Below are 25332 nucleotides of genomic sequence, written 5' to 3'. Positions count from 1 at the left end.
GCCGACCCTACGGCGTGTCCAGCCAGTGGGCCCGGCCCAGCGTGACCAGACGCAGCCGGCGCCGAGCCACCCGGACGACCTCCTGCTCGCCGTCCGGGCCGGCGTCCAGCAGGGCCGACGCGGTGAGCACCATGTGGTCGACGTACAGCCCACCCAGCATCAGCAGGTCCTCCCGGTCCCAGCCCGCCGACTCGGGCTCCGAGGACAGGACTTCGGCGACCTCCACGGCGAAGCCGCGCAGCTGGGCGGCGATGGCCTCGCGCACCTGCCCGACGCCGCCGTGCTGTTCGCGGGCGATGAAGCGGAAGTGGGCCGGCTGGGCGGTTACATGACCTGCTATCAGTCCGACACTGCGGTCGAGGCGCTCCTCGCTGTCCCCCGTGTCGGCGAGGATCGCGCCGATCATGCCGTGCAGGCTCCCCAGGGTCTCCTCGACAAGGGCCACGCCCAGTGCGGCGGTGCCGTCGAAGTGGCGGTAGAAGGCGGTCGGGGTCACGCCCACGGCCCGCGTCACCTCACGCAGGCCCAGGCTGCTCAGGCTCTGGTGTTCCAGCAGCTCCAGTGACGCGTCGAGCAGCGCCTGACGCGTCTTCAGTTTCTGGGCCTGACGAATGCCGATGGTGTGACTCATGCCATTCAGTAAACAACCGTTCTCCGAGCCTTGGAAGGGCCGAAGGGTTTAGACTCGTAAGTCAGTGAACAGTCGTACTCTCAAAGCTCGCAGAAAGGCCGGACATGCTCGTCCTCGTCGCCGCCCTGCTCCTGCTGGGGGTCGTCCTCGGAGCGGTCGCACACCTTCCGCTCCCCGTGGCCCTGGCCGCCGCGGCCGTGATCGGCCTCTGGCTGGCGGTCTTCGGCGTCCGTGAACGCCTCGCCCGCCGCACCCGCTGACGCGAAGGAGCCCACAGCATGGCACTCACCACCGCACGCACCGCGCCGCGCGACGCCCGCCCCGCCGACGCCTCCTCCGCTTCCTCCGCCGTCGGCAGTCGTCCGGCCGGCCGTGAGGCCGACGGGCTCGCCGTCGCCTCGTTCGTCCTCGGGCTGCTCGGTCTCCTGGTGATGAACATCCTGCTCGGGCCGGTCGCCATCGTGATGGCGGTCATCGCGCTCGCCCGCCGCACCGCCCGCCGTGGCCGCGCCCTGCTCGGCCTGGCCCTCGGTGTCGCCGACCTGGTGGTCCTGGCCGTCCTGGTCACGAGCAACGGCACCGTCTCCTGGGGCCTCGCGGGCTGACCCCGCCCCTTCCGGCGCGACGAGCCGCGACACTGCCGCGGACTGACCTGCCCCGGCGCGACGGCCGCGACCCCTCCCGGTTCGATCCCCGCCCTCGGTTTGGTCCTACGCGCGGACCGACCGCCAGATCTGCTCGGGCAGGAGGCGCGCCGCCTGGTCGAGATCGACGTCGTCGATGCCCGACAGCGACCTACGGGCGACCGCGACGACGGGGCCCAGCACCAGCGACTCGATCAACGGCAGGGGGAGCGGGGCCAGTTCCCCGGAATCCACGCCCTGCCGGACCCAGAGAGCCACTTCGGAGACCCTTGCCTCCTGGGCGTCCCGGAATTCCCTGCCCCGTGCCATCCCCTTGCGGTCGGCGAGGGGGGAATGCAGGAGCAGGGCAGGCCCCCGGTGTTCCTGGATGAAGGTCAGGTAGGCCTCCACGGCGCCGGCGATGCCCGCACGCGCCGTGCCGGCGTTCCGCAGGGCCTTGGTCAACTCGCCCAGCAGCCGGTCCAGCCAACGGTGACTGAGCGCGCCTATCAGTCCGTCGAGGCTGCCGAAGTGGTGGTAGAGGCTGCCCAGGCTGACGCCGCTGGTCCGGATGACCGCGTTGACCGTGAGGCCCTGTTCACCCGACTCGACGAACACGCGCAGCGCGGCTTCCAGGAGCAGATCGGAAGTGACTTCGCCGCGGTGCTGCTTGGGGCTCATCGAGTGGCCGTCCCTGTGGTTCGTGAGGCGCGTCTCTTCCGCGGTGAATTTCTGGAGTGTTTTTCTAGAATATGCCTCCACTCCCAGTATCCACTGGTCAGACTTCCTCCGGTACGGAAAAGGTGTGTCACGGGGAGTCGGTGTGGGCGTGTTGGACCTGACGGGCAGTGGAGCCAGGCCGCTGGGAGCGGACGATCCACAGCAGATCGGCGGGATCCCGCTCGCAGGCCGGCTCGGCTCCGGCGGCATGGGGCGTGTGTACCTCGGCGTCCACGAGGGCCGGTACGTCGCCGTCAAACAGGTGCTGCCCTCGATCGTGGGTGAGGACCAGGACTTCGTCCGACGCTTCGGACACGAGCTGGACAACCTCGCCAAGCTGCCCGCGGAGGCCACCGCCCCGCTGATCGCCAGCGACCGCGACGCGCGACCCCCCTGGCTCGCGACCGCGTACGTCCCCGGGCTCACCCTGAGCGAGGCCCTCGCGCTGCACAAGGGCCCGCTACCCGCGGAGACCGTGTGGCTGCTGCTGCGTGAGGCCGCCAAGGGGCTGGTCCCGGTGCACGACCTCGCGATGGTGCACCGGGATCTCAAACCGTCCAACGTGATGCTGACGGTCGAGGGCGCCACGGTCATCGACTTCGGTGTGGCCCGCGCCACCGACCAGAGCCTGCTGACCAGAACCGGCATGGTGGTCGGCACCCCCGCCTACATGGCTCCCGAACAGGCCGCGACGAAACGCGACCTGACCGGCGCCGCCGACGTGTTCGCGCTGGGCTCCGTCATCGCGTACGCGGCCGGCGGCAGCCCGCCCTTCGGCGAGGAGTCCGGCCACGCCGTGCTCTACCGCATCGTGCACGAGCAGCCCGACCTCGAAGCGGTGCGGGCGCTCGACCCCGCGCTCGCCGAGGTCGTCGCCGCCTGCCTCGACAAGGACACCGGGGCCCGTCCCACAGCGTCCGAGCTGGTACGGATCGCCACCGAGCACGGGCCGTTCACAGCTCCTCCGTGGCCGGAATCCATCAGCGGGAACCTCGCGGAGAAGGCCGCCTTCGCGGCGCACGTCCAGGAGATCGAACTGCCGCCGCCCGTCTCCGTGGAAACACTGCGGCTGGGACAGAAGGCCCGCCCGAAGCCTGAGCGGAGGCGGCGTACCCGCGTCTTCTTCGCCGTCGTGCCGGTCGTCGTGGCCGTGGGCGGAGCCACGCTCGCCTTTCAGCTGCTGCCCTACACCTTCGGTGCGGACGACCACGCGGCCGGTGGGCCGTCGGCCTCGGCTCCGGCCCTGCCCGGTGTCTCCTCCTCGGCTGCGAGCCCGTCCGGCTCGGCGTCACCGGAGAAGTCGCCGGCGGACAGGGAGAAGGACAAGGAGAAGGGCGAGAGGGGCGAGGAGGCCGAGGAGGGAGACGGCACCGCGGACGACGCTTCCGCACCGGCCCCGGGAGCCGGTGACGCGGGGGGCGGTTCCCAGGACGGCTCCGGTGGTTCCGGCACGTCCGGCGACTCCAGCACCTCGGGCGGGTCCGGTACGTCCGGTGGTTCCAGCACCTCGGGCGGGTCCACCGCCTCCGGTGGGTCCAGCTCCGGAGGCACCGCACCCTCCGGGAACCACCGCTATCGCAACGGCGGGAACGGCAAGTGCCTCGTCGCCGCGTACAACGGCTACCCGACCACCGGCGACTGCGACGGGTCGGGGTCCGTCTGGGGCGTCCGGGCCGTGTCCGGAGGATCCTTCCAACTCGTCCACGAGTCGGGCAGGACGTGCCTCAGCGCGGGCGCCGGAGGGATCCTGCTGCTCTCGTGCAACGAGGACGCGTCACGCCGCTGGCGTGCGGGGTCGGGAAGCACCCTTGTGAGCGTCGGCACCGGGGGCTGCCTCGGAGCGGGTAACGGGGGCCTCGTGGCCGGCCTGTGCTCGGGCGCGGAGTCCCAGCGCTGGACGGTCCTCTGAGGAGCGCTGCCGGAGCGCTCCGGGGGCGCCCGAGGGCGGCCCGCCACGAGCAGGGGGCCGGTGGCCCGCACCGCCCTCGGCACACCCCGCGCCACGGACTCGTAGAATCGTCACCACCATGGCTTACCTCGACCACGCCGCGACCACGCCGATGCTTCCGGAGGCGATCGCGGCGATGACCGCGCACCTCGCCGTCACCGGCAACGCGTCCTCCCTGCACGCTGCCGGGCGCCGGGCCCGCCGTACCGTCGAGGAGTCCAGAGAGACCCTCGCCGAAGCGCTCGGCGCACGCCCCAGCGAGGTGGTCCTGACCTCGGGCGGAACCGAGGCCGACAACCTCGCCGTGAAGGGCCTCTACTGGTCCCGGCGCGACGCCGACCCCCGGCGCACCCGGGTCCTGGCCAGTCCCGTGGAGCACCACGCCGTCCTGGACGCCGTGGACTGGCTCGCGGAGCACGAGGGTGCCACCGTCGAATACCTCCCGGTCGACGCCCACGGACGGGTGCACCCGGAGGCGCTGCGGGAGGCGCTCGTCCGTGACCCGGACGATGTCGCGCTCATCACCGTGATGTGGGCCAACAACGAGATCGGCACCGTCATGCCGATACGAGAACTCGCCGAGGTCGCCGACGAGTTCGGTGTCCCCATGCACGCCGACGCGGTGCAGGCGTTCGGGCAGCTGGAGGTCGACTTCGCCCGTTCCGGGCTTGCCGCGATGACGGTCAGCGCGCACAAGATCGGCGGCCCGGTCGGCATCGGCGCGCTGCTGCTCGGGCGCGACCAGACACCCGTGCCCGTCCTGCACGGCGGCGGACAGGAGCGGCACGTGCGCTCCGGCACGCTCGACGTACCCGCCGTGGCCGCGTTCGCCGTGGCCGGACGGCACGCCGCCGACGGACGCGAGGACTTCGCCCGCGAGGTCGGCGCACTCCGGGACGAGCTCGCGGCCGCCGTCCTGAAGGCCGTTCCCGACGCCCTTCTCGGGGGCGACCCCGCTCCGGGCGGCCGGCTCCCCGCCAACGCCCACTTCAGCTTCCCGGGCTGCGAGGGCGACTCCCTCCTGCTGCTGCTCGACGCCCAGGGCATCGCCTGCTCCACGGGATCCGCGTGCACCGCGGGCATCGCCCAGCCCAGCCATGTGCTGCTGGCCACCGGCACCGATCCCGACCTGGCGCGCGGCACGCTGCGCTTCTCGCTCGGTCACACCTCGACCGCGCGGGACGTGGACGACCTCGCGCGGGCGATCGGCCCCGCCGTCGAGCGGGCCAGGACGGCCGGGCTCAGCTAGCCCGCGCCCCGCCGCCCGTGGACGCCGCGCGCACCAGCTTCATGTAGCGGGGCCAGTCCCAGTGCGGCCCGGGATCGGTGTGGTCCGTGCCCGGGACCTCGACGTGCCCGATGATGTGCTCGCGGTCCATCGGGATGTCGTACCGCTTGCATATCGCCGCCGTCAGCTCCGCGGAGGACGCGTACATCGCCGCCGTGAAGTCCTGCGGGCGGTCCACGAAGCCCTCGTGCTCGATACCGACGCTCCGCTCGTTGAACGAGCGGTTACCCGCGTGGTACGCCACGTCCAGCTCGCGGATCATCTGGGTCACACGGCCGTTCTGCCCGACGATGTAGTGCGTCGCCGCCTGGTGCGCAGGGTCCTGGAAGACCTTGACCGCGCTGGCGTAGCTGCCCTGGGTGACATGGACGATCACCCGGTCCACGCCGTAGTCGTCGGGGCGGTCGGCCCGCCGCCAGTTCGCCTCGGAGGCCGCGACCCACTGCGCCGGGGCGTAGTCCAGCTCCCCGTCCTTGCGCGGCTTCTCGACACCCGGCACCCGCCACCAGAGGCGCCGCACCTCCTCCGCGGCCAGAGCGGCCGTGCCCGCCGCCGCCACCGCACCGCCACCGATCAGCAGTGTGCGGCGACTGATGCCGTGACCAGGGCCTTCGCCCGGTGATCCGGCATTCCCATTGTTCCCCATGTGCTCCACAACGCTTATCCGAGAGCATTCGGTTCCCGGGGCCCCGTACTCTGGAGAAGCTATGACTGAGACCTCCCAGCGCCCCCTCCGCGTGCTCGCCGCCATGTCGGGCGGAGTCGACTCCGCCGTCGCGGCCGCCCGAGCCGCCGAGGCAGGCCACGACGTGACCGGTGTGCACCTCGCCCTCTCCGCGAACCCGCAGTCCTTCCGTACGGGCGCGCGCGGCTGTTGCACCATCGAGGACTCCCGGGACGCCCGCCGCGCGGCGGACGTCATCGGCATCCCGTTCTACGTCTGGGACCTGGCGGAACGCTTCCGTGAGGACGTCGTGGACGACTTCGTCGCGGAGTACGAGGCCGGGCGGACGCCCAACCCCTGCCTGCGCTGCAACGAGAAGATCAAGTTCGCGGCGCTGCTCGACAAGGCGCTGGCCCTCGGCTTCGACGCGGTCTGCACCGGCCACTACGCCACGGTCGTGCTGAAGGACGACGGCACCCGCGAGATGCACCGTGCCTCGGACATGGCCAAGGACCAGAGCTACGTCCTCGGTGTCCTGGACGAGAGGCAGCTCGCCCACGCGATGTTCCCGCTGGGCGACACCCTCACCACCAAGGACGAGATCCGGGCCGAGGCCGAGCGCCGCGGTCTGGCGGTCGCGAAGAAGCCCGACAGCCACGACATCTGCTTCATCGCGGACGGCGACACCCAGGGCTTCCTGGCCGGCCGGCTCGGCGGCCCGGCGGAGGGCGACATCCTCGACGAGGAGGGCGCCAAGGTCGGCACCCACGAGGGCGCGTTCGGCTTCACCATCGGCCAGCGCAAGGGCCTGCGCATCGGCCACCCGGCCCCCGACGGCAAGCCCCGCTACGTCCTGGACATCTCCCCGGTGAACAACACGGTGACGGTCGGCCCGGTGGAGGCCCTGGACGTCACCGCCCTCACCGCGATCAAGCCCCGCTGGTGCGGCACGGCCCCGTCCGGGCCCGGCACGTACACCGCTCAGCTGAGGGCCCACGGCGGCGAGACCGAGGTGACGGCCGAGCTGACCGACGGCATCCTGTCGGTCGATTTCACCGAGCCGGTCCGGGGTGTGGCACCGGGCCAGGCGGTCGTGCTGTACGACGGGACGCGGGTCGTCGGCTCGGCGACGATCGCGACGACGGTGCGCAGGGAGAGGGCGGCGGCGGGCGGCTGAGGGCCGTCCGGAGCCACCTGGTCTTCCGCGCGGGTCACGTCCGACCCCTGTACGGACGTGACCCGCGCGAAGTCATCGGGAAACCCGTCCGGCGAACACCTCCCGGGCGAAGAACTCCGCCAGCACCGGCGCGATCGCGTGCGGTGCCAGCTCGCGGGTCTGACCGGTCAGGGTGCGCTGCCTGGCGCGTGGGACCGCTGCCGCGAGGGCCAGGCTCGTCGTCCTGGCCTGCTCCGTGCTGAAGCCGCCCGTCATGACGAGGGTGCGCGCCGTGACGGACGCGAACCGTGCGACGGGCACCGCGCCGTCACCCAGCAGGGCGTCGTCGTACGCGAGGGTGTGGGCCACCGCTTCCAGGCCCGCCCACAGCGGGGCCCGGCGCATGCGGGCGACCGTCTCCTCCGGGATCCCGGTCTGTGACAGGTACAGCTCGACCGCCCCGGCCCGGTCGCCCTCCGCGAGCAGCCGGTGCAGCAGCGCCGTGCAGCGTGACTTGTACAGCAGGCCGTCCGGCCCAGGGGTGTACGGCGGCTGGTAGACCGCCAGCAGGTCCACGGGCAGCCCAGCGGCCTGCGCCTCCAGAGCCAGCGCCCCGCCCGACAGCATGCCGAACAGTGAGACGCGCCCGCCCGCCGCAGCCGCGACCGCCGCCAGGTCCTCGATCTCGCGGCGCAGCGACCACGGACCGCCGTCTCCGCTCGCCCCGCGCCCCCGCCGGTCGTACGTGACGGCCGTGAAGCGCGGGGCCAGCAGGGCGGCCAGCGGCGCCTCGTCGGCCGCGGTGCTCAGGGCCCCGCCGACCAGGATCACCGGTAGCCCGTCGCCGTGACGGCGGTACGCGATCGACGTGCCGTCACGGGAGAGAGTCTTGTCCATGTGAGGGTGGACCGCCGGGCCGCGCGGAACTCATCGCCGGTGCGAGAAAATATTTCTGACGGTCAGTCGGGCACGACGTCCGTGGCGTAGAAGCAGAAGTGGTCCCTGATCGCGGCGACCTCCTCCTTCGGCTCCGGGTAGGCCCAGACGAGGTCCGCGGCTCCGGGCAGTGACCAGTACGACGCGTCCCCCTTGAACGGACAGTGCGTACGGGTGTCCGAGGGTGACAACAGCTCCGTACGGACGTCCTCGGGCGGCAGGTAGTAACGGTCGGGACAGCCCGTCTCCCGCAGCACGAGCGGGCGGCGGCTCTCGGCGAGCACCTGCCCGTCGTGCACCGCGCGCACGTGCGTGGCGGAGGGTTCGACGGTGATGGTGTGTCCTGTGATGGAGGCCATACCGGGTTCAGCCCCGCGGAAGGCCGGTTTCTTCCCGTACCGCCTTCTTCCCGCACCGGTTTCCTCCCGCACCGGGCAGCGGTCGTACGGTGTCCGCATGAACATCTGCGTCTTCCTCTCCGCCGCCGACCTCGACGACCGCTACACCGTGCCCGCCCGCGAGTTCGCCGAACTGCTGGGCAGGGGCGGACACACCCTGGTCTGGGGCGGGTCGGAGAGCGGGCTGATGAAGGTCGTCGCCGACGGCGTCCAGGAGGCCGGCGGCCGGCTCGTCGGGGTGTCGGTGGACTTCCTGGCGGCCAAGGCGCGGACGAACGCCGACGAGATGGTGATCGCCAAGGACCTGGCCGAGCGCAAGGCGCTGCTTCTGGAGAAGTCCGACGCGATCGTGATCATGGTCGGCGGCACGGGGACGCTCGACGAGGCCACGGAGATCCTGGAACTGAAGAAGCACGGCAAGCACACCAAGCCCGTCGTCCTGCTGAACACCGCCGGTTTCTACGACGGCCTGCGCCAGCAGTTCCAGCGCATGGAGGACGAGGGCTTCCTGCCGCTGCCCCTCACCGAGCTGGTCTTCTTCGCCAAGGACGGTGTCGGCGCGCTGGCCTACCTGGAGGAGTCGGCAGGGCTGCGCTGACCGGGACGCCCCGGCCGGGCGTCCCGGGGGAAACCGGCAGGCCTGCTCCGATGCCGGCATGCCCTGGTGCGAGCATGAGGGCATGCCTACTCACCTCATCACCGGTGCCGGCTCCGGCATCGGCGCCGCCGTCGCCCGCCGTCTCCTGGAGCGCGGCGACGACCTCGTGCTGCTGGCCCGGGACGCCGGACGCGCCAAGGAACTGGCCGCCCTCCACCCCGGGGCCCGCACGCTCGTCGGCGACCTCGGCAATCCCGACCGGCTCTCCTGGGCGTTCGGCCACCAGCCGATGCCCGAGCACCTCGACTCGCTGCTGCACATCGCGGGCGTCGTCGAACTCGGCACGGTCGGCGACCTGACCCCGAAGGCCTGGCACCACCAGCTCAACGCCAACCTGGTCTCCCCGGCCGAGCTCACGCGTCTGATGCTGCCGCAGCTCCGCGTCGCGCAGGGCCACGTCGTCTTCGTGAACTCCGGGGCAGGCCTCGCGGCCCACGCCGAGTGGGGCGCGTACGCCGCCAGCAAGCACGGGCTCAAGGCACTCGCCGACTCCCTGCGCCACGAGGAGCACGGCAACGGCGTCCGGGTCACCTCCGTCTACCCGGGCCGCACCGCCAGCCCCATGCAGGCCAAGGTCCACCAGCAGGAGGGCAAGGAGTACGACGCCTCGCGCTGGATCGACCCGGAGTCCGTGGCCACCACGATCCTGCTGGCACTCGATCTGCCGCGCGACGCCGAGATCAACGACCTGACGGTCCGCCCCGGCCGCTGAGGGGCTGCCGGGCGGCCGCCGACGGCCCGCGCCGGGGCCCGTAGGCTTTCCGCGTGAGCGAGAAGAGCGGGTTCAGCGCGAGTGCAGCCACCGGGATCGGGTCCATGCCGGGGGGAGACGCCCGGGAAGCGGCCAAGACCGTCACCGGGTCCTTCGCCGACGGCCGGGGCATGCCGTACCTGGCGGAGCTGCCCGCGCGGGGCCCCGGCGCGGACATGACCGGCCGGACCGTGGGTCTGCTCGTCGAGATGTACGGCCATGTCGAGCCCAGCGGCTGGCGGATCAGCGACCGCCCCGGCCGCGACACCCGCAGGGCCCGCTCCTGGCTGGGCGAGGACCTCGACGCGCTGGAGGAGTTCACCCAGGGCTACGAAGGGCTGCTGAAGGTCCAGGCCGTCGGCCCCTGGACCCTCGCCGCCGGGCTGGAGCTGCGGGGCGGCGAGGCCATGCTGGGCGACCCGGGGGCCTGCCGTGACCTGGCCGGTTCCCTGGCCGAGGGGCTGCGCTCCCACCTCGCCGAGGTACGGCGCCGGGTTCCCGGCGCCGAGGTCGTGCTCCAGCTCGACGAACCCTCCCTGACCGCCGTGCTGAGGGGCCGGATCAGGTCGGCGAGCGGCTACCGCACCTACCGCGCCGTGGACCGCCAGGTCGTCGAGGGAACACTGCGGGACGTGCTCGCGGTGAACGGCGAGGGACTCACCGCCGTCCACTCCTGCGCGCCGGAGGTGCCGTTCGCTCTGCTGCGCCGCGCGGGGGCGGGCGCGGTGTCCTTCGACTTCTCCCTGCTCACCGAGCGTGAGGAGGAAGCGATCGGGGAGGCCGTCGAGGGCGGTACCCAGCTCTTCCTCGGCGTGGTTCCCGGCATGGACGCCGCCTCGACCGCATTGTCGGACCCGGGCGGTAGCGTCAAGGAGGTCAGGACGTTGTGGAGCAGGCTGGGGCTGAATCCGGGGACTCTCAGCGAGTCCGTCGTGATCACTCCGTCCTGCGGTCTGGCGGGGGCGTCGCCCGCGTACGCGCGCGCCGCGCTCGCCCACTGCGCCCGGGCCGCGAAGTCGCTCGCGGACAACCCTGAGTGACGGGTCGTCGAGGTCGGAAGTCAACGGGGCAACGGAGGAACAGGCGATGGCCGGCGAACAGCAGGCGCAGCAGCTGACCGGTGTGCCGGCGGAGGTGCGCGAACAGCACGCACTTCTCGCCGAGCAGATCGAGGAGCACCGCTTCCGGTACTACGTGAAGGACCAGCCGGTCGTCGACGACGCGGAGTTCGACCGGCAGATGCGCGCGCTGGAGGCCATCGAGGACGAGCACCCGGAGCTGCGCACACCGGACTCGCCGACCCAGAAGGTCGCGGGCCCCTACACCACGGAGTTCACCTCCGTCGAACACCGTGAGCGCCTGCTCTCCCTGGACAACGCATTCGACGACGGGGAGCTCGCCGCCTGGGCCGAGCGCGTGGCCAAGGACGTGGGCGGGGGCGGGTACCACTTCCTGTGCGAGCTCAAGGTGGACGGTCTCGCCGTCAACCTCACCTACGAGCACGGCAGGCTGACCCGCGCGGCGACCCGCGGCGACGGCCGGACGGGGGAGGACATCACCCCCAACGTCCGTACGATCGCGGAGATCCCGCTCCGCCTCAAGGGGGACGACATCCCCGCGCTCGTCGAGATCCGGGGTGAGGTCTTCTTCCCGATGGAGGCCTTCGAGGGGCTCAACGCCCGGCTCGTCGAGGCCGGGGACAAGCCCTTCGCCAACCCGCGCAACGCGGCGGCCGGATCGCTGCGGCAGAAGGACCCGAAGGTCACCGCCACCCGCCCGCTGCACATGGTGGTGCACGGCATCGGCGCCCGCGAGGGCTTCGACATCGACCGGCTCTCCCAGGCCTACGACCTGCTGAGGGAGTGGGGCCTGCCGACCGCCAGGCACAACAAGGTCGTGGAGTCCCTCGACGAGGTCCGTGAGTTCATCGCCTGGTTCGGCGAGAACCGCCAGTCCGTCGAGCACGAGATCGACGGCGTGGTCGTCAAGCTCGACGAGATCCCGCTGCAGGGCAGGCTGGGCTCCACCTCGCGCGCGCCGCGCTGGGCGATCGCCTGGAAGTACGCCCCGCAGGAGGTCAACACCAAGCTGGTCAACATCCGCGTCGGCGTCGGACGCACCGGCCGGGTCACGCCGTACGCCCAGGTCGAGCCGGTCGAGGTGGCGGGCTCCGAGGTCGAGTTCGCCACCCTGCACAACCAGAACGTGGTGAAGGCCAAGGGCGTCCTCATCGGTGACACGGTGGTGCTCCGCAAGGCGGGCGACGTCATCCCGGAGATCCTCGGCCCGGTCGTCGACCTGCGGGACGGCAGCGAGCATGAGTTCGTCATGCCGTCCGAGTGCCCCGAGTGCGGGACGCCGCTGCGGGCGATGAAGGAGGCAGACATCGACCTCCGCTGCCCCAACGCCCGTTCCTGCCCCGCTCAGTTGAGGGAGCGCCTGGCCTACCTGGCTGGCCGTAAGTGCCTGGACATCGACCACTTCGGCTATGTGGCCGCCGCGGCCCTGACCAGACCGCTGGAGCCCGAGGAGCCGCCGCTGCTGGACGAGGGCGACCTCTTCGGCCTGACGGTGGAACAGCTGCTGCCCATCCGGGCGTATGTCCTGGACCCGGACAGCGGGCTGCCCAAGCGTGACCCGAAGACGGGCGAGGAGAAGATCGCCACGGTCTTCGCAAACCAGCAGGGCGAGCCGAAGAAGAACGCCCTCGGCATGCTGGAGGGCATCGCGGCGGCCAGGCAGGCCCCGCTCGCCAGGATCCTCACCGGGCTCTCGATCCGGCACGTGGGGCCGGTGGCCGCCGTCGAACTGGCCCGGCAGTTCCGGTCCGTGGAGCGGATCGACGAGGCGTCCGAGGCGGAACTCGCCGCGGCGGACGGGGTGGGGCCCATCATCGCCGCCTCGGTCAAACAGTGGTTCGCCGAGGACTGGCACCGCGAGATCCTGCGCAAGTGGCGGGAGGCCGGGGTCCGGATGGAGGACGAGGGCGCGGGTGAGGACGAGGGGCCGCGGCCCCTGGAGGGCCTCACCGTCGTGGTCACCGGCACGCTGACCGCGCACACCAGGGACGGCGCCAAGGACGCGCTCCAGAGCCTGGGGGCGAAGGTCACCGGCTCGGTCTCCAGGAAGACGTCCTTCGTGGTGGTCGGCGACAACCCGGGGTCGAAGTACGACAAGGCGATGCAGCTGAAGGTGCCCGTACTCGACGAGGAGGGCTTCGCCGTGCTCCTCGGACAGGGGCCGGACGCGGCCCGGGAGGCCGCTGTCCCCGCCGAGGCGTGATCGAGGCGCGATCGAGACATGACCGGTCGCGTGGTCATGAGCCAGGGGGGAAGTATGCCGACGAGGCGGGCGGGAGGAGATCCGGAGGCCCGGTCCGGCCCCCGGCAACACCTGTTCGGCGCATATCAGACGGTCGGTGGTACCAGGACCCCATTCGGGCAAGACCTGCAGAGCGCTGCCCGTGGGGGCCCTCGTCGGCCTACTGTTGAACGCACACCTGCCGTGCCCGGCTGCGTGGTGGGATTCGGTTCGTGGTGGCATGGGGGCGGGGGCCACCGTGGGACATCGGTACCGCCGGCTGTGAGAGGGACGGAATGAAACCGACCGAGAGCGCCGCACCGGTGTCGGGGCTGCAAGGTTTCGTGGGCCTCACGTCCAAGGTGGGCGCCACCGTCGTGGCGGTCGCCGCGCTGCAGCTCGCCGTCGGCTTCTACCGGACGGTCGACGACGGCCACGCGCTCTTCCCGTCCGGCACCGCGGGCTGGTCGCTCGCCGTGCTCACCGGGATCATCGTGGGCCATCTGGTCGCCCTGGGCCGAGACCGCTGGTGGGGCGGCACAGGCTCCGGCGCGGCCCTCACCCTCGCAGTTCTGCTGCTCTACGGCTGGGTGGCCGCCGGCCTGGTCAGCCTCGTCGTCGTGGTGCTCGTCGGCACGGCCAGGCGTCACCGGTGGTGGCAGGGGCTGTTGCACGGCGCCGTGGACATACTCGGCATCGGGGCGGCCGCGCTCGTCCTGGCCGCCTTCGGCCAGGTGCCGAGCGTCGAGACACCCTGGCGGCCACTCCACTGGGGCATCGAGGCCGTGCCGGAAGTGCTCCTCGCCGCCGGTGCGTACCTGCTCGTCACCCGCGTCCTGCTCTGGTACGCCAGGGCGTCGCAGACCGGCGGACTGCCGACGATCGCCCGAACGGCACTGCTGCGCCAGGGACTCGTCGCGGTCGCCCTGCTCGGCATCGCCCCGTTGATCTGCGTGGTGGCGTCGGCCACGCCGGTGCTGCTGCCGCTCTTCGCCGTCCCGCTGATCGCCCTGGACTCCACACTCTGGATAGCCCGCGCGCGTGCCGAGGAACAACTCAGGGACCCGCTCACCGGCCTGCCCAACCGTCAGTGGCTCCTGGAGAGGACGTGGACGGCACTCGAGGAGGCCGGCGCCACGGGCGAGCGGACCGCCCTCGTCCTCATCGACCTCGACCGGTTCCGCGCCGTGAACGACACCCTCGGTCATCTCGCCGGTGACCGGCTCCTGCTCCAGATCGCGGAGCGGCTGCGGCTCGCCCTCCCGCGCGGTGCGGAGGCCGCGCGGCTCGGGGGCGACGAGTTCGCCGTGCTGCTGCCGACCGCGGACTCGATCACCAGCGCCCAGCGCATCGCCCGTCATCTGGTCGCCGAGCTCTCCTCGCCCCTCGACCTCGACGGGCTCACCCTCGTGCTGGAGGCCAGCGCGGGTGTCGCCGTCCACCCCGACCACGCGCTGGACGCCGAGGGCCTGCTCAGACGGGCGGACGTGGCGATGTACCAGGCCAAGCGGGACCGCACGGGCGTGGAGGTCTACGAGTCCAAGCGCGACAGCAACACCCCGGACCGGCTCGGTCTGCTGGGCGACCTGCGCCGCGCCCTGGACGCCCGCGAGGTGGAGCTCCACTACCAGCCCAAGGTCCGTTTCGACGGGCAGGTGGCCGGCCTCGAAGCACTGGTGCGCTGGGTGCACCCGGAGCGCGGACGGGTCCCCCCGGACGAGTTCATCGCGATCGCGGAGTCCTCCGGGCTGATGCCCCACCTCACCGAGTACGTGCTGGAGACCGCGCTGGCCCAGGTGGCGCGGTGGCGGGCGCAGGGGCTGTTCGTCCCCGTCGCCGTCAACGTCTCTCCGCGCGACGTGCACACCCCGGGCTTCGCGGGCAGTGTCGCCGCGCGGCTCGCCCGGCACGGTGTCCCGGCCGGCGCGCTGCAGCTGGAGATAACCGAGCACGTCCTGCTGGAGGACCCCCAGCGGGCCGCCGACACCCTGGCGGGACTCACCGGGCACGGCGTGAAGATGTCCCTCGACGACTTCGGTACCGGCTACTCCTCCCTCGTACACCTGCGCAAGCTGCCGGTGAGCGAGCTCAAGATCGACCGGTCGTTCGTCGCGCGGCTGGCCGTGGACAACGAGGACGCAGAGATCGTCCGCTGCACCATCGACCTGGCCCACTCGCTGGGCCTGATCGTCGTCGCCGAGGGCGTCGAGGACGACGAGACCTGGGAGCGGCTGCGGGACCTGCGCTGCGACGCGGTGCAGGGGTGGCTCGTCGCCGCGGCCATGCCGCCGCAGGAGACGACTGCCTGGCTGCGTGCCCGGGGAGAGCACGGATGGCGGAGGCCGTCGGAGCTGGAGGCCGCGGCCGCGCAGGCGGCGCCACCCGAGCCGGCGCCCAGGCCCGCGGGGCGCGCGCTCAATCCCGGCCCGGCCACGGCCTGAGCCCCTCGACGGGCCGGACCGTGAGGGGCGGGGCGGCGCTCGATGGCCGATTTGTCCTCAATCGACGGCCGGGCTCCGTCCGCCCGCCGCAGAGGTGTCCGGCGACCCCATAGGATTGGGCCAAAACCACACACCAAACCCTGAGGATCGCTGCATGCCTGGCATCACGCGCGAGGAGGTCGCCCACCTCGCCCGGCTGGCGCGTCTGGAGCTGAAGGGCGAAGAGCTCGAGCACTTCGCCGGTCAGCTCGACGACATCATCGGCGCGGTCGCCCGCGTCTCCGAGGTCGCCGACCAAGACGTACCGCCGACCTCCCACCCGCTGCCGCTGACCAACGTCATGCGCGCGGACGAGGTCCGTCCGTCGCTCACCCCCGAGCAGGCGCTCTCCGGCGCCCCGGCCCAGGAGCAGCAGCGTTTCAAGGTGCCGCAGATCCTGGGGGAGGACTAACAGCCATGACGGACATCAGCACCATCATCAAGCTCACCGCGGCCGAGATCGCCGCGAGGATCGCCTCCGGCGAGCTGACGGCCGTCGAGGTCACCGAGGCCCACCTGGCCCGGATCGACGCCATCGACGAGAAGGTCCACGCCTTCCTGCACATCGACCGCGAGGGCGCGCTCGCGCAGGCCCGCGCCGTCGACGCCAAGCGCGAGGCGGGCGAGAAGCTCGGCCCGCTGGCCGGCGTCCCGCTCGCGCTCAAGGACATCTTCACCACGCAGGACATGCCGACCACCGTCGGTTCGAAGATCCTCGAGGGCTGGGTCCCGCCGTACGACGCGACCCTCACCAAGAAGCTGAAGGCGGCCGACGTCGTCATCCTCGGCAAGACCAACATGGACGAGTTCGCCATGGGGTCCTCCACCGAGAACAGCGCGTACGGTCCGACCGGGAACCCCTGGGACCTCACCCGCATCCCGGGCGGCTCCGGCGGCGGTTCCTCCGCCGCGCTGGCCTCCTTCGAGGCGCCGCTCGCCATCGGCACGGACACCGGCGGCTCCATCCGCCAGCCCGCGGCCGTCACCGGCACCGTCGGCGTCAAGCCCACCTACGGCGGTGTCTCCCGCTACGGCATGGTCGCCTTCTCGTCCTCCCTCGACCAGGGCGGCCCCTGTGCCCGCACGGTCCTGGACGCGGCCCTGCTGCACGAGGTCATCGGCGGCCACGACCCGCTCGACTCGACGTCCATCGACGCACCGGTCCCGCCGGTCGTCGAGGCCGCGCGCAACGGCTCGGTCCAGGGCATGCGCGTCGGCGTGGTCAAGCAGTTCGCCGGCGAGGGCTACCAGGCCGGTGTCGTCCAGCGCTTCAACGAGTCCGTCGAGCTGCTGAAGTCCCTCGGCGCCACGGTCGTCGAGCTGGACTGCCCCTCGTTCGACCTCGCTCTTTCGGCGTACTACCTGATCGCGCCGTCGGAGTGCTCCTCGAACCTGGCGCGCTTCGACGCCATGCGCTACGGCCTGCGGGTCGGCGACGACGGCACGCGCTCCGCCGAGGACGTCACCGCGCTCACCCGCGAGGCCGGCTTCGGCGACGAGGTCAAGCGCCGCATCATCCTCGGTACGTACGCGCTCAGCTCCGGCTACTACGACGCGTACTACGGCTCGGCCCAGAAGGTCCGCACGCTCATCACGCAGGACTTCGAGAAGGCGTTCGAGCAGGTGGACGTGATCGTCTCGCCGACGACGCCCACCACCGCCTTCCCGATCGGCGAGCGCGCCGACGACCCGATGGCGATGTACCTCGCGGACCTGTGCACCATTCCGACCAACCTCGCCGGCAACTCCGCCATGTCGCTGCCCTGCGGCCTGGCTCCGGAGGACGGCCTGCCGGTCGGGCTGCAGATCATCGCCCCCGCCATGAAGGACGACCGGCTGTACAAGGTCGGAGCCGCCGTCGAGGCCGCCTTCGTGGAAAGGTGGGGGCACCCGCTGCTTGAGGAGGCTCCGTCGCTATGAGCGCAATGGCTAAGAAGGCCAAGAACTTCAAGAAGTCCAAGACCGGCGCGTACGTGTCCATGGGTACCACCGCCTTCGGCGCGCTCAGCGTCTACAAGCAGGTGAAGATGGCCCGCCAGGAGAACGACACCCTCCGGCTGATCGACGCCGCCGTCTCGGCCGCCGCGATCGTCACCGGTCTGGCGATCCTCTACCGCGAACTCAAGCGTCTCGGCGACGACGACGTCCTGCTGGGCTGAGAGGGAAAGTTTCACCGTGACTGTCATCGACCTGGAGTCGTACGAGGACGCCCTCGCGACGTACGACCCCGTCATGGGCCTCGAGGTCCATGTGGAGCTCGGCACCAAGACCAAGATGTTCTGCGGGTGCTCCACCGAGCTCAAGCAGGACGCGAACTCGCAGACCTGCCCGGTATGCCTCGGACTGCCGGGCGCGCTTCCGGTCGTCAACGAGATCGGCGTCGAGTCCGCCATCAAGATCGGGCTCGCGCTGAACTGCGAGATCGCCGAGTGGTGCCGCTTCGCCCGGAAGAACTACTTCTATCCGGACATGCCGAAGAACTTCCAGACCTCCCAGTACGACGAGCCGATCGCCTTCGACGGCTATCTGGACGTCCAGCTGGAGGACGGCGAGATCTTCCGCGTGCAGATCGAGCGCGCGCACATGGAGGAGGACACCGGCAAGTCGACGCACGTCGGCGGTGCCACCGGCCGCATCCACGGCGCCTCCCACTCGCTGCTGGACTACAACCGCGCCGGCATCCCGCTCATCGAGATCGTCACCAAGCCGATCGAGGGAGCCGGAGCGCGCGCCCCCGAGGTCGCCAAGGCGTACGTCGCCGAGCTCCGTGAGCTCATCAAGGCGCTCGGCGTCTCGGAGGCCCGCATGGAGATGGGCCAGATGCGCTGCGACGTCAACCTGTCGCTGCGTCCGCACGGCCGTGAGAAGTTCGGCACGCGCTCCGAGACGAAGAACGTCAACTCGCTGCGTTCCGTCGAGCGCGCCGCCCGCTTCGAGATCCAGCGCCATGCCGCGGTGCTGAACTCCGGCGGCACGATCGTGCAGGAGACCCGGCACTTCCACGAGGAGGACGGCTCCACCACGGCCGGCCGGATCAAGGACAACGCCGAGGACTACCGCTACTTCCCCGAGCCGGACCTGGTTCCGGTCGCCCCTTCCCGCGACTGGGTCGAGGAGCTCCGCAAGGAGCTTCCCGAGCTGCCCCGGCTGCGTCGCAAGCGGCTGAAGGAGGAGTGGGGTGTCAACGAGCACGACATGCAGTCCATCCTCAACGCGGGCGCGGTCGACCTGATCGTCGCCACGACCGACGCGGGCGCACCCTCCGACCAGGCCCGCAAGTGGTGGATGGGCGAGCTCGCCCGCAACGCCAACGAGACGGGCCGCAGCCTGGACGAGCTGCCGGTCACCCCGGCGCAGGTCGCCCGGGTGGCGGAACTCGTGGCCTCCGGCGACCTCAACGACAAGCTGGCGCGCCAGGTCCTCGAAGGCGTCCTCGCGGGCGAGGGCGACCCGGACACCGTCGTCGAGAAGCGCGGCCTGAAGGTCGTCTCCGACGAGGGTGCCCTCGGCACCGCCGTCGACGAGGCGATCGCGGCCAACGCGGCCATCGCCGACAAGATCCGCGGCGGCAAGGTCGCGGCGGCCGGAGCGCTCGTGGGAGCGGTCATGAAGGCCACCCGCGGTCAGGCGGACGCCGCGCGTGTGCGTGAGCTGATCCTGGAGAAGCTCGGCGTCGAGGGCTGATACCCGGCACGCCCCTGGGGGCGGTGCACCCGTTGACCGGGAGCACCGCCCCTTCGCGCTGCCCGGTGCCGGCTGCGGGTGCCGGCCTGGAGGCACTCCCGGAGACGTTCACCGTCAGGCCGTACGGCGGTCTTCCCGTCGCCACCCGGCGTGACTAGCTTCCAGGCGTAGACACGGAACCGGGAGGCTCACTTGACGACGGACATGTCACGGCGGCGGCTCTTCGCCCTCGGGGGCGGCGCACTCGGCGCCGCGGCGGCGGGATCGTTCCTGCCACCGTCGCTCCAGGCGGCGATCGCCGCGGGGCCCGCGGCCGGCCGGCCCGGTCGTGCGGGGCTGGACGCCATCGAGCATGTGGTGATCCTGATGCAGGAGAACCGTTCCTTCGATCATTACTTCGGGACCCTGCGCGGGGTGCGTGGCTTTGGCGACCGGAACGCGATCGAACTCCCCTCGGGCAGGCCGGTCTTCGAACAACCCGGACCGGCGGGTTCCGCAGTCCTTCCGTTCCCCGTGCGCGAGGCGGCACAAGCACAGAAGAAGGACCTGCAGTACATCGGTGCCCTCGACCACTCGTGGAGCGGCGGCGCCAAGGCCTGGTCCGAAGGCTGGATGGACGGCTGGGTCACCGCGAAGACCGCCGCGACCATGGCGTACTACGACCGCGGCGACATTCCCCTGCACCACGAGCTGGCCGACACCTTCACGGTCTGCGACGCCTACCACTCCTCGATCCACAGCTCCACCAGCCCGAACCGCAACCACCTGTGGAGCGGCCGGACGGGCGACGAGGCCGACGGCAGGCGGGCCGTGGGCAACGACGCGTACGACGAGGGCACCCACCCCGGATACGACTGGGGCACGTACGCCGAGCGGCTGGAGAAGGCCGGGCGGAGCTGGAAGACCTACACCGAGTGGGAGAACTTCACCGACAACCAGATCGAGTTCTTCGCCACCTTCAAGGCCGTCGCCCGCAAGGCGCTGGCCAGGACCGGCGGGCACACGTACATGGAGTCCTTCTACGCCACCGTGCGGGACGCGGCCGCGGAGGGCGAGCGGGAGCGGCTGCTCGGCCTGCTCGACGAGGGCGTCGCCGCCCTGACCCCCGCCGAGCGCAGCCTGTTCGAGCGGGGACTGCGGCGGCTCCCGACGGGCACGCTCGCCGACGAGTTCGCCCGGGACGTGGCGGCCGGGACGTTGCCCGAGGTCTCCTACCTGGTCCCCTCCGCGGTGGACTCCGAGCACCCCAGCGTCTCCTCGCCGGTGCACAGCGCGACGATCGTCTACAAGGTCCTGGACGCGCTCGGCAGGAACCCCGACGTATGGCGTCGCACCGTCGTCCTCATCAACTACGACGAGAACGACGGCTTCTTCGACCACGTGCCGCCGCCGGTCGCCCCTGCCGAGGTGACCGAGGAGCACTGGGAGGGCAGGCCCACCGGGCTGGGGATACGGGTGCCCCTGCTGGTCGTCTCCCCCTGGTCGGTCGGCGGATACGTCTGCTCGGAGGTCTTCGACCACACCTCCGTGATCCGCCTCCTGGAGCGCTGGACGGGGATCGCGGAACCCAACATCGGCGCCTGGCGGCGCCAGGTCACCGGTGACCTCACCTCGGCCTTCGACTTCACCCGCGCCCGGCGGCAGCCGGAGACGGAACTCCCGGCCGCGATACCGCCGTTCGGTGGCCGCTGGCAGCCCAGGCCGCCGGCCGTCCAGCACATGCCCGTCCAGGAGCAGGGCACCCGCCCGGCCCGGCCCCTGCCGTACCAGACCGACGCCCGGGCGACGCTCGTGGACGGCGGACTGCGGGTGGACCTCAGCAACACCGGCCGGTCCTCGGCACACTTCGCCCTCTACCCCTACGCCCAGGAGTTCCCCGCCCCGCAGCACCGGGACGTCATGGGCGCGGCACGGTGGACGGTGCCGCTGAGCGGCGAGGGATACCGCTTCACGGTCACCGGGCCGAACGGCTTCCGGCGGGAGTTCGAAGGAGCGGCCGACGGCGCCGCCGAGGTTTCCTCCCGCGTCGACGCCCACGAGCGGGACCTGCACCTCACGTTGCGCAACAACGGCAGGCGGACGCTGACCTTCACCGTCCGGCCCCTCGGATACGTCGACGAGGACGACCTGCGGGACTGGAGCCGGACCGTCAAGGTCAAGCCGGGACGCAGCCGCACGGTCGCGCACTCGGCGGCCGACGCCCACGGCTGGTACGACCTCGTGGTGACGGCGGACGAGGCGGGATCCTTCCGTCGCCGGCTGATGGGCCACATCGAGAACGGAAGGGCGAGCGTCTCCGGCTGACGCGCGGAGACGGTCACGGGCGGGCCGGTCGCGTGCGGGGTGCCGGGCAGGGAGAGGCGGTGCGGGGGACGGGCGGGCGGTGGGGCCGGGCGTACGGGCGAGGCGGAAGTCAAGCCGTGTGACGATGCCCACGAAAGCGGCAGAAGCGCAGGAACGGCTGACAGAGTGAGGCTCTCAGGTCAGGTGACTTCGTGGGATGTACCTGTATATCCCCCTACGGTCCACGAACCCCAGGAGCTCGTCCGTTGGCCGCCATCGCACGCTGGTGCCTCAGGCACCGCCTCGCCGCAGTCCTCATCTGGCTGGTCGTCCTCGGGGGCGTGGCCACGGCCGCGGGGTTCACGGGGTCGGCGTACTCCAACGACTACGAGGTGCCGGGTACCGAGTCGGGCCGCGCCGGTGAGCTCCTGCAAGCGGGGTTCGAGGACCTCGGCGGTGACACCGCCACCGTCGTCTGGCACACCCCGGACTCCACCGTCCGCGACGGGGGCGTCGAGCGGACGATGGCCAGGACGCTGGACGCGATCGGCGCGCTGCCCGGGGTCGGCGACGTCACCGGCCCCTACGGTGAGGCGTCCCCGGGGCAGATCAGCGCCGACGGGCGCACCGCCTACGCGACGGTCACCTTCGACCACAGGGCCGGGGAGATCCCGGCCGGACAGGCCCAGGCGGTCGCCGACACCGCGCAGGAAGCCGCGGGGGAGGGGCTCCAGGTCGAGCTCGGCGGCACCGCCGTCGCCGCGACGGAAGCGCCCGTCCTCCACCTGAGCGAGGCCGTGGGGGTGGTCGTCGCCGCGATCGTCCTCTTCCTCGCCTTCGGTTCGCTCGCGGCCAGCCTGCTGCCCATCGCCACCGCCCTCGTCTCCGTCGGCACGGCCTACGCGGGCATCGTGCTGCTCGGCCACGTCATGACCGTGGCCGACTTCGCACCGATGCTCGGCATGCTCATCGGTCTCGGCGTCGGGATCGACTACGCCCTCTTCATCGTCACCCGGCACCGGCGGGGGCTGCGGCGCGGTCTGTCCGTGCACGACGCGGCGCGGAACGCCGTCGCGACCACGGGCCGCGCCGTGGTGTTCGCCGGAGCCACCGTCTGCGTCGCGCTGCTCGGCATGCTGGTCCTGCGGCTCGGCTTCCTCAACGGGGTGGCGATCGCCGCATCCCTCACGGTGGTGCTGACCGTCGCGGCCTCCGTGACGCTGCTGCCCGCACTGCTCTCCCTCATCGGCATGCGCGCCCTGAGCCGGCGGGAGCGCACGCGCCTCGCCGAACGCGGCCCGCTGAGCGAGCGGGCCACCGGCTTCGCCGCCCGGTGGTCGGCCTTCGTCGAGCGGCGGCCCCGGCTGCTGGGCGCGGTCGCCACCGCGGTCATGGCGGTACTCGCGGTGCCCACGCTCTTCCTGCACCTGGGCACCTCCGACCAGGGCAACAATCCCGCCACGGCCACCACCCGTCAGGCCTACGACCTGCTGGCCGAGGGGTTCGGCCCCGGGGTCAACGGGCCGCTGACCGTAGCCGCGCACCTCGACGGAGCCGACGACCGGCTCGCCCTCGACGGCCTGCCCGCCGTGCTGCGGGGCACCGACGGAGTCGCCTCGGTGAGCCCGATCACGTTCAACGGCAGCGGCGACACCGCGTTCCTTACCGTCGTACCCGAGACCGCTCCGCAGTCCCGGCGGACCAGCGAACTCGTCGACCGGCTGCGTGACGACGTCCTGCCGCCCGTCGGGGACACGACCTCGCTCCGGATGCACGTGGGCGGGGTGACGGCCGGCTACGATGACTTCGCGGAGATCATCGTCGGAAAGCTTCCGCTCTTCGTCGGGGTGGTCGTCGGGCTCGGCTGTCTGCTCCTGCTGCTGGCGTTCCGGTCGCTCGCCGTGCCCCTCAAGGCCGCCGTGATGAACGTGGCGGCCGTGGCAGCCTCCTTCGGCGTCGTCGTCGCGGTCTTCCAGTGGGGGTGGGGGAGCGAACTGCTCGGGCTCGGCAGCGCCGGCCCCATCGAGCCCTTCCTCCCCGTGATCATGGTCTCGGTGCTCTTCGGACTGTCGATGGACTACCAGGTCTTCCTCGTCGGCCGCATGTACGAGGAGTGGCTCGAGACCGGGGACAACCGCAGGTCGGTGCGGGTCGGACTGGCCGAGACCGGCAGGGTGATCAACTCCGCCGCGGTGATCATGATCTCGGTCTTCCTCGCCTTCGTCCTCAGCGGCGACCGCGTCATCGCGATGTTCGGCATCGCGCTGGCCGCCGCTGTCGCGCTCGACGCCTTCGTCCTGCGCACCCTGCTGGTGCCCGCGCTGATGCACATGCTCGGAGGCGCGAACTGGTGGCTGCCCGCCCGGCTCGACCGGCTGCTTCCCCGCATCAGCATCGAGCCGCCGGACCTCCCGGTGCCACGTGCGAAAATCCCGGGGGAGCGCACCGACGACGCCGGCCCGTCGCGCAACGCGTGCACTGAGCCGTACGAAGACCGAGGAGAGCCACTGTGTTCACGGTGTCACTGGGGGACGACGGGGCGGAGCTCCGCCCGCTCGAACCCTGGCAGGCGGAGGAGTTCCTGGCCCACATGGACCGGGCCCGGGCCCTGGTCGACCCCTGGATCCCGTTCGCCGCGGCCGCCACGGACCTCACCTCCGCACGGGCGCTGCTCCAGCGGTACGCCGACAGGCAGGCGGCCGACACCGGCCGGCTCTACGGCATCTGGCTGGACGGCACCCTGGTCGGAGGTGTCCTCTTCCGCATATTCGAGGCGGAGAACGGCAACTGCGAGATCGGCTGCTGGCTGGAGGCCGCCGCGGAGGGCCGGGGCCTGGTCACCCGCGCGTCCCGGACGCTGATCGACTGGGCCGTCGACGTGCGGGGCATGCACCGGGTCGAGTGGGTCGCCTCCTCCGCCAACAGACGCAGCGTCGCGGTGGCCGAGCGGCTCGGAATGACCCGCGAAGGTGTGCTCCGCGAGGCGTATCCGTACCGCGGGAAGCGTCACGACGAGGAGATCTGGGCCGTTCTTGCACCCGACTGGCGTAACGGACGGGGCTGAGGGGCCCAGTGTTAAGGAGGTTCTCATAGAGGGCCCCTAGCGTGCGGCGCATGAACACCTCCCCCTCCACTTCGACCACCGACGACACCGAGGAGAAGAAGGCGGCGAACGGTACCGCCACCGCTCCGGACGCGACCACCGCACCGAGCGTGACGAAGCAGGCAGGCTCCCCGGAGGACGCCCCTCCGGACGGCGTCGCACCGGGCGTGACCGCGGCCGACGTGACCGCCATGGACGTGGACGCGACGGACAAGGCCGCGGAGGACGGCCTGGAGGTCGATCTGACGCCCGACCCGTACGCCGACGCCGAGGCCGCCGCGGCCACCGGAGTCGGAACGGGTGCGGCCGCAGTGGTGGCCGCCGGACTCGGCATCGTCTCGCTCTCGGGCGCGTGGACCGGCCGTGTGGTCGCCGAACGCGAGACCCTGATGGGCCAGATCAAGACCTCCGGCGGTGGCAGCGCCGCCCAGCAGATCTCCGAGATCTACGGCGACGCCTGGCACAGCACCGCTCTCGTCAACGGGATCTTCGCGCTGCTCGCGCTTCTCGTCGGCGTCTTCGTCCTGGTCCGGCCCGCCTTCGGCACCCCCTCCCTGCTTCCGCAGGCCGGCTGGGTCCGCTCGGTCGCGGTGGCCGGCGTCTCGCTCGGAATCCTCGGTCTGCTGATCTCCGTAGGCATGTTCTTCGACCTCTTCGTCGCCCTGCCGTCCGCCGCCGGGGGCTGAGGCGCCCGGACGAGCCGGCCAGG

General features: G+C 71.7%; 22 protein-coding genes and 1 pseudogene. 18 read left to right on the top strand and 5 right to left on the bottom strand.

What is annotated here, in order from left to right:
- Positions 1-7: 7 nt before the first annotated feature.
- Positions 8-631 (bottom strand): TetR family transcriptional regulator, encoded by a 624-nt coding sequence (locus P8A20_RS10745; protein WP_147959615.1) that lies wholly within the window; start codon positions 629-631, stop codon positions 8-10.
- Between the two features lie 104 nt (positions 632-735).
- Here P8A20_RS10745 and P8A20_RS10740 point away from each other — a divergent pair, with 104 nt between their 5' ends.
- Both P8A20_RS10740 and P8A20_RS10735 read left to right on the top strand, forming a co-directional pair.
- Positions 736-891, top strand: a complete 156-nt coding sequence (locus P8A20_RS10740) for a hypothetical protein (RefSeq protein ID WP_030635372.1) — start codon at positions 736-738, stop codon at positions 889-891.
- 18 nt (positions 892-909) lie between these two features.
- A complete protein-coding gene (locus P8A20_RS10735; protein WP_147959616.1) occupies positions 910-1236 on the top strand; it encodes a DUF4190 domain-containing protein in 327 nt (108 codons plus the stop codon).
- Between the two features lie 105 nt (positions 1237-1341).
- On the opposite strand, the gene P8A20_RS10730 is transcribed toward P8A20_RS10735, so the two are convergent.
- Positions 1342-1935 (bottom strand): TetR/AcrR family transcriptional regulator, encoded by a 594-nt coding sequence (locus P8A20_RS10730; RefSeq protein ID WP_306103403.1) that lies wholly within the window; start codon positions 1933-1935, stop codon positions 1342-1344.
- 148 nt (positions 1936-2083) lie between these two features.
- On the opposite strand from P8A20_RS10730, the gene P8A20_RS10725 reads away from it, so the two are divergent.
- Together P8A20_RS10725 and P8A20_RS10720 are read left to right on the top strand one after the other, a co-directional pair.
- The gene (locus tag P8A20_RS10725) at positions 2084-3883 is read left to right on the top strand and encodes a serine/threonine-protein kinase (RefSeq protein WP_147960461.1); all 1800 of its coding nucleotides are present in this window, start codon (positions 2084-2086) and stop codon (positions 3881-3883) included.
- A 118-nt stretch (positions 3884-4001) separates the two neighbouring features.
- Positions 4002-5171 (top strand): cysteine desulfurase family protein, encoded by a 1170-nt coding sequence (locus P8A20_RS10720; protein WP_306103402.1) that lies wholly within the window; start codon positions 4002-4004, stop codon positions 5169-5171.
- On the opposite strand, the gene P8A20_RS10715 is transcribed toward P8A20_RS10720, so the two are convergent.
- Positions 5164-5856, bottom strand: coding sequence for an N-acetylmuramoyl-L-alanine amidase (locus P8A20_RS10715; RefSeq protein ID WP_147959619.1), 693 nt, complete (start codon positions 5854-5856; stop codon positions 5164-5166). The genes P8A20_RS10720 and P8A20_RS10715 overlap by 8 nt on opposite strands.
- Before the next feature lie 61 nt (positions 5857-5917).
- Here P8A20_RS10715 and mnmA point away from each other — a divergent pair, with 61 nt between their 5' ends.
- On the top strand, positions 5918-7051 hold the full coding sequence (gene mnmA, locus P8A20_RS10710; RefSeq protein ID WP_147959620.1) for a tRNA 2-thiouridine(34) synthase MnmA: 1134 nt from the start codon (positions 5918-5920) through the stop codon (positions 7049-7051).
- A gap of 72 nt (positions 7052-7123) precedes the next feature.
- Here the strand turns inward: mnmA and P8A20_RS10705 are convergent, their stop codons facing one another.
- Complete coding sequence (locus P8A20_RS10705) at positions 7124-7927, bottom strand: alpha/beta fold hydrolase (protein ID WP_306103401.1); 804 nt, start codon at positions 7925-7927, stop codon at positions 7124-7126.
- A gap of 62 nt (positions 7928-7989) precedes the next feature.
- Entirely contained in the window at positions 7990-8325 is a 336-nt protein-coding gene (locus P8A20_RS10700) for a DUF427 domain-containing protein (protein WP_147959622.1), read from the bottom strand.
- A 97-nt stretch (positions 8326-8422) separates the two neighbouring features.
- Here P8A20_RS10700 and P8A20_RS10695 point away from each other — a divergent pair, with 97 nt between their 5' ends.
- From P8A20_RS10695 to P8A20_RS10635, 13 genes and pseudogenes are all read left to right on the top strand, one after another.
- Complete coding sequence (locus P8A20_RS10695) at positions 8423-8962, top strand: LOG family protein (protein ID WP_147959623.1); 540 nt, start codon at positions 8423-8425, stop codon at positions 8960-8962.
- A gap of 82 nt (positions 8963-9044) precedes the next feature.
- Positions 9045-9734 (top strand): SDR family oxidoreductase, encoded by a 690-nt coding sequence (locus tag P8A20_RS10690; RefSeq protein WP_147959624.1) that lies wholly within the window; start codon positions 9045-9047, stop codon positions 9732-9734.
- 53 nt (positions 9735-9787) lie between these two features.
- Positions 9788-10813 (top strand): methionine synthase, encoded by a 1026-nt coding sequence (locus P8A20_RS10685; RefSeq protein WP_306103400.1) that lies wholly within the window; start codon positions 9788-9790, stop codon positions 10811-10813.
- A gap of 46 nt (positions 10814-10859) precedes the next feature.
- Positions 10860-13055 carry an NAD-dependent DNA ligase LigA gene (ligA, locus tag P8A20_RS10680; protein ID WP_306103399.1) on the top strand — a complete coding sequence of 732 codons (2196 nt, stop codon included), beginning with the start codon at positions 10860-10862 and terminating at the stop codon, positions 13053-13055.
- A 314-nt stretch (positions 13056-13369) separates the two neighbouring features.
- Complete coding sequence (locus P8A20_RS10675) at positions 13370-15514, top strand: putative bifunctional diguanylate cyclase/phosphodiesterase (RefSeq protein ID WP_147959626.1); 2145 nt, start codon at positions 13370-13372, stop codon at positions 15512-15514.
- Between the two features lie 154 nt (positions 15515-15668).
- Positions 15669-15965 (top strand): Asp-tRNA(Asn)/Glu-tRNA(Gln) amidotransferase subunit GatC, encoded by a 297-nt coding sequence (gatC, locus tag P8A20_RS10670; protein ID WP_014153935.1) that lies wholly within the window; start codon positions 15669-15671, stop codon positions 15963-15965.
- 5 nt (positions 15966-15970) lie between these two features.
- On the top strand, positions 15971-17473 hold the full coding sequence (gene gatA / locus P8A20_RS10665) for an Asp-tRNA(Asn)/Glu-tRNA(Gln) amidotransferase subunit GatA (RefSeq protein WP_147959627.1): 1503 nt from the start codon (positions 15971-15973) through the stop codon (positions 17471-17473).
- Positions 17470-17712 (top strand): hypothetical protein, encoded by a 243-nt coding sequence (locus tag P8A20_RS10660; protein ID WP_147959628.1) that lies wholly within the window; start codon positions 17470-17472, stop codon positions 17710-17712. Before gatA ends, P8A20_RS10660 begins: the two co-directional genes overlap by 4 nt.
- Positions 17713-17728: 16 nt before the next feature.
- A complete protein-coding gene (gatB, locus tag P8A20_RS10655; protein ID WP_306103398.1) occupies positions 17729-19237 on the top strand; it encodes an Asp-tRNA(Asn)/Glu-tRNA(Gln) amidotransferase subunit GatB in 1509 nt (502 codons plus the stop codon).
- 192 nt (positions 19238-19429) lie between these two features.
- Positions 19430-21541: a phosphocholine-specific phospholipase C gene (locus P8A20_RS10650; protein ID WP_306103397.1), complete on the top strand. Its 2112-nt coding sequence runs from the start codon at positions 19430-19432 to the stop codon at positions 21539-21541.
- A gap of 245 nt (positions 21542-21786) precedes the next feature.
- Positions 21787-23991, top strand: a pseudogene (locus P8A20_RS10645) (MMPL family transporter); the annotation flags it as partial.
- 38 nt (positions 23992-24029) lie between these two features.
- Entirely contained in the window at positions 24030-24584 is a 555-nt protein-coding gene (locus P8A20_RS10640; RefSeq protein ID WP_147959632.1) for a GNAT family N-acetyltransferase, read from the top strand.
- 50 nt (positions 24585-24634) lie between these two features.
- A complete protein-coding gene (locus P8A20_RS10635; protein WP_371606116.1) occupies positions 24635-25309 on the top strand; it encodes a hypothetical protein in 675 nt (224 codons plus the stop codon).
- Positions 25310-25332 lie beyond the last annotated feature (23 nt).

This window comes from Streptomyces sp. Alt3, assembly GCF_030719215.1.
In the GTDB taxonomy this organism is placed as follows: Bacteria; Actinomycetota; Actinomycetes; order Streptomycetales; family Streptomycetaceae; genus Streptomyces; species Streptomyces glycanivorans.
The sequence above is the reverse complement of the archived record's forward strand: the minus strand, read 5'-3'. Positions and strand labels throughout refer to the sequence as shown.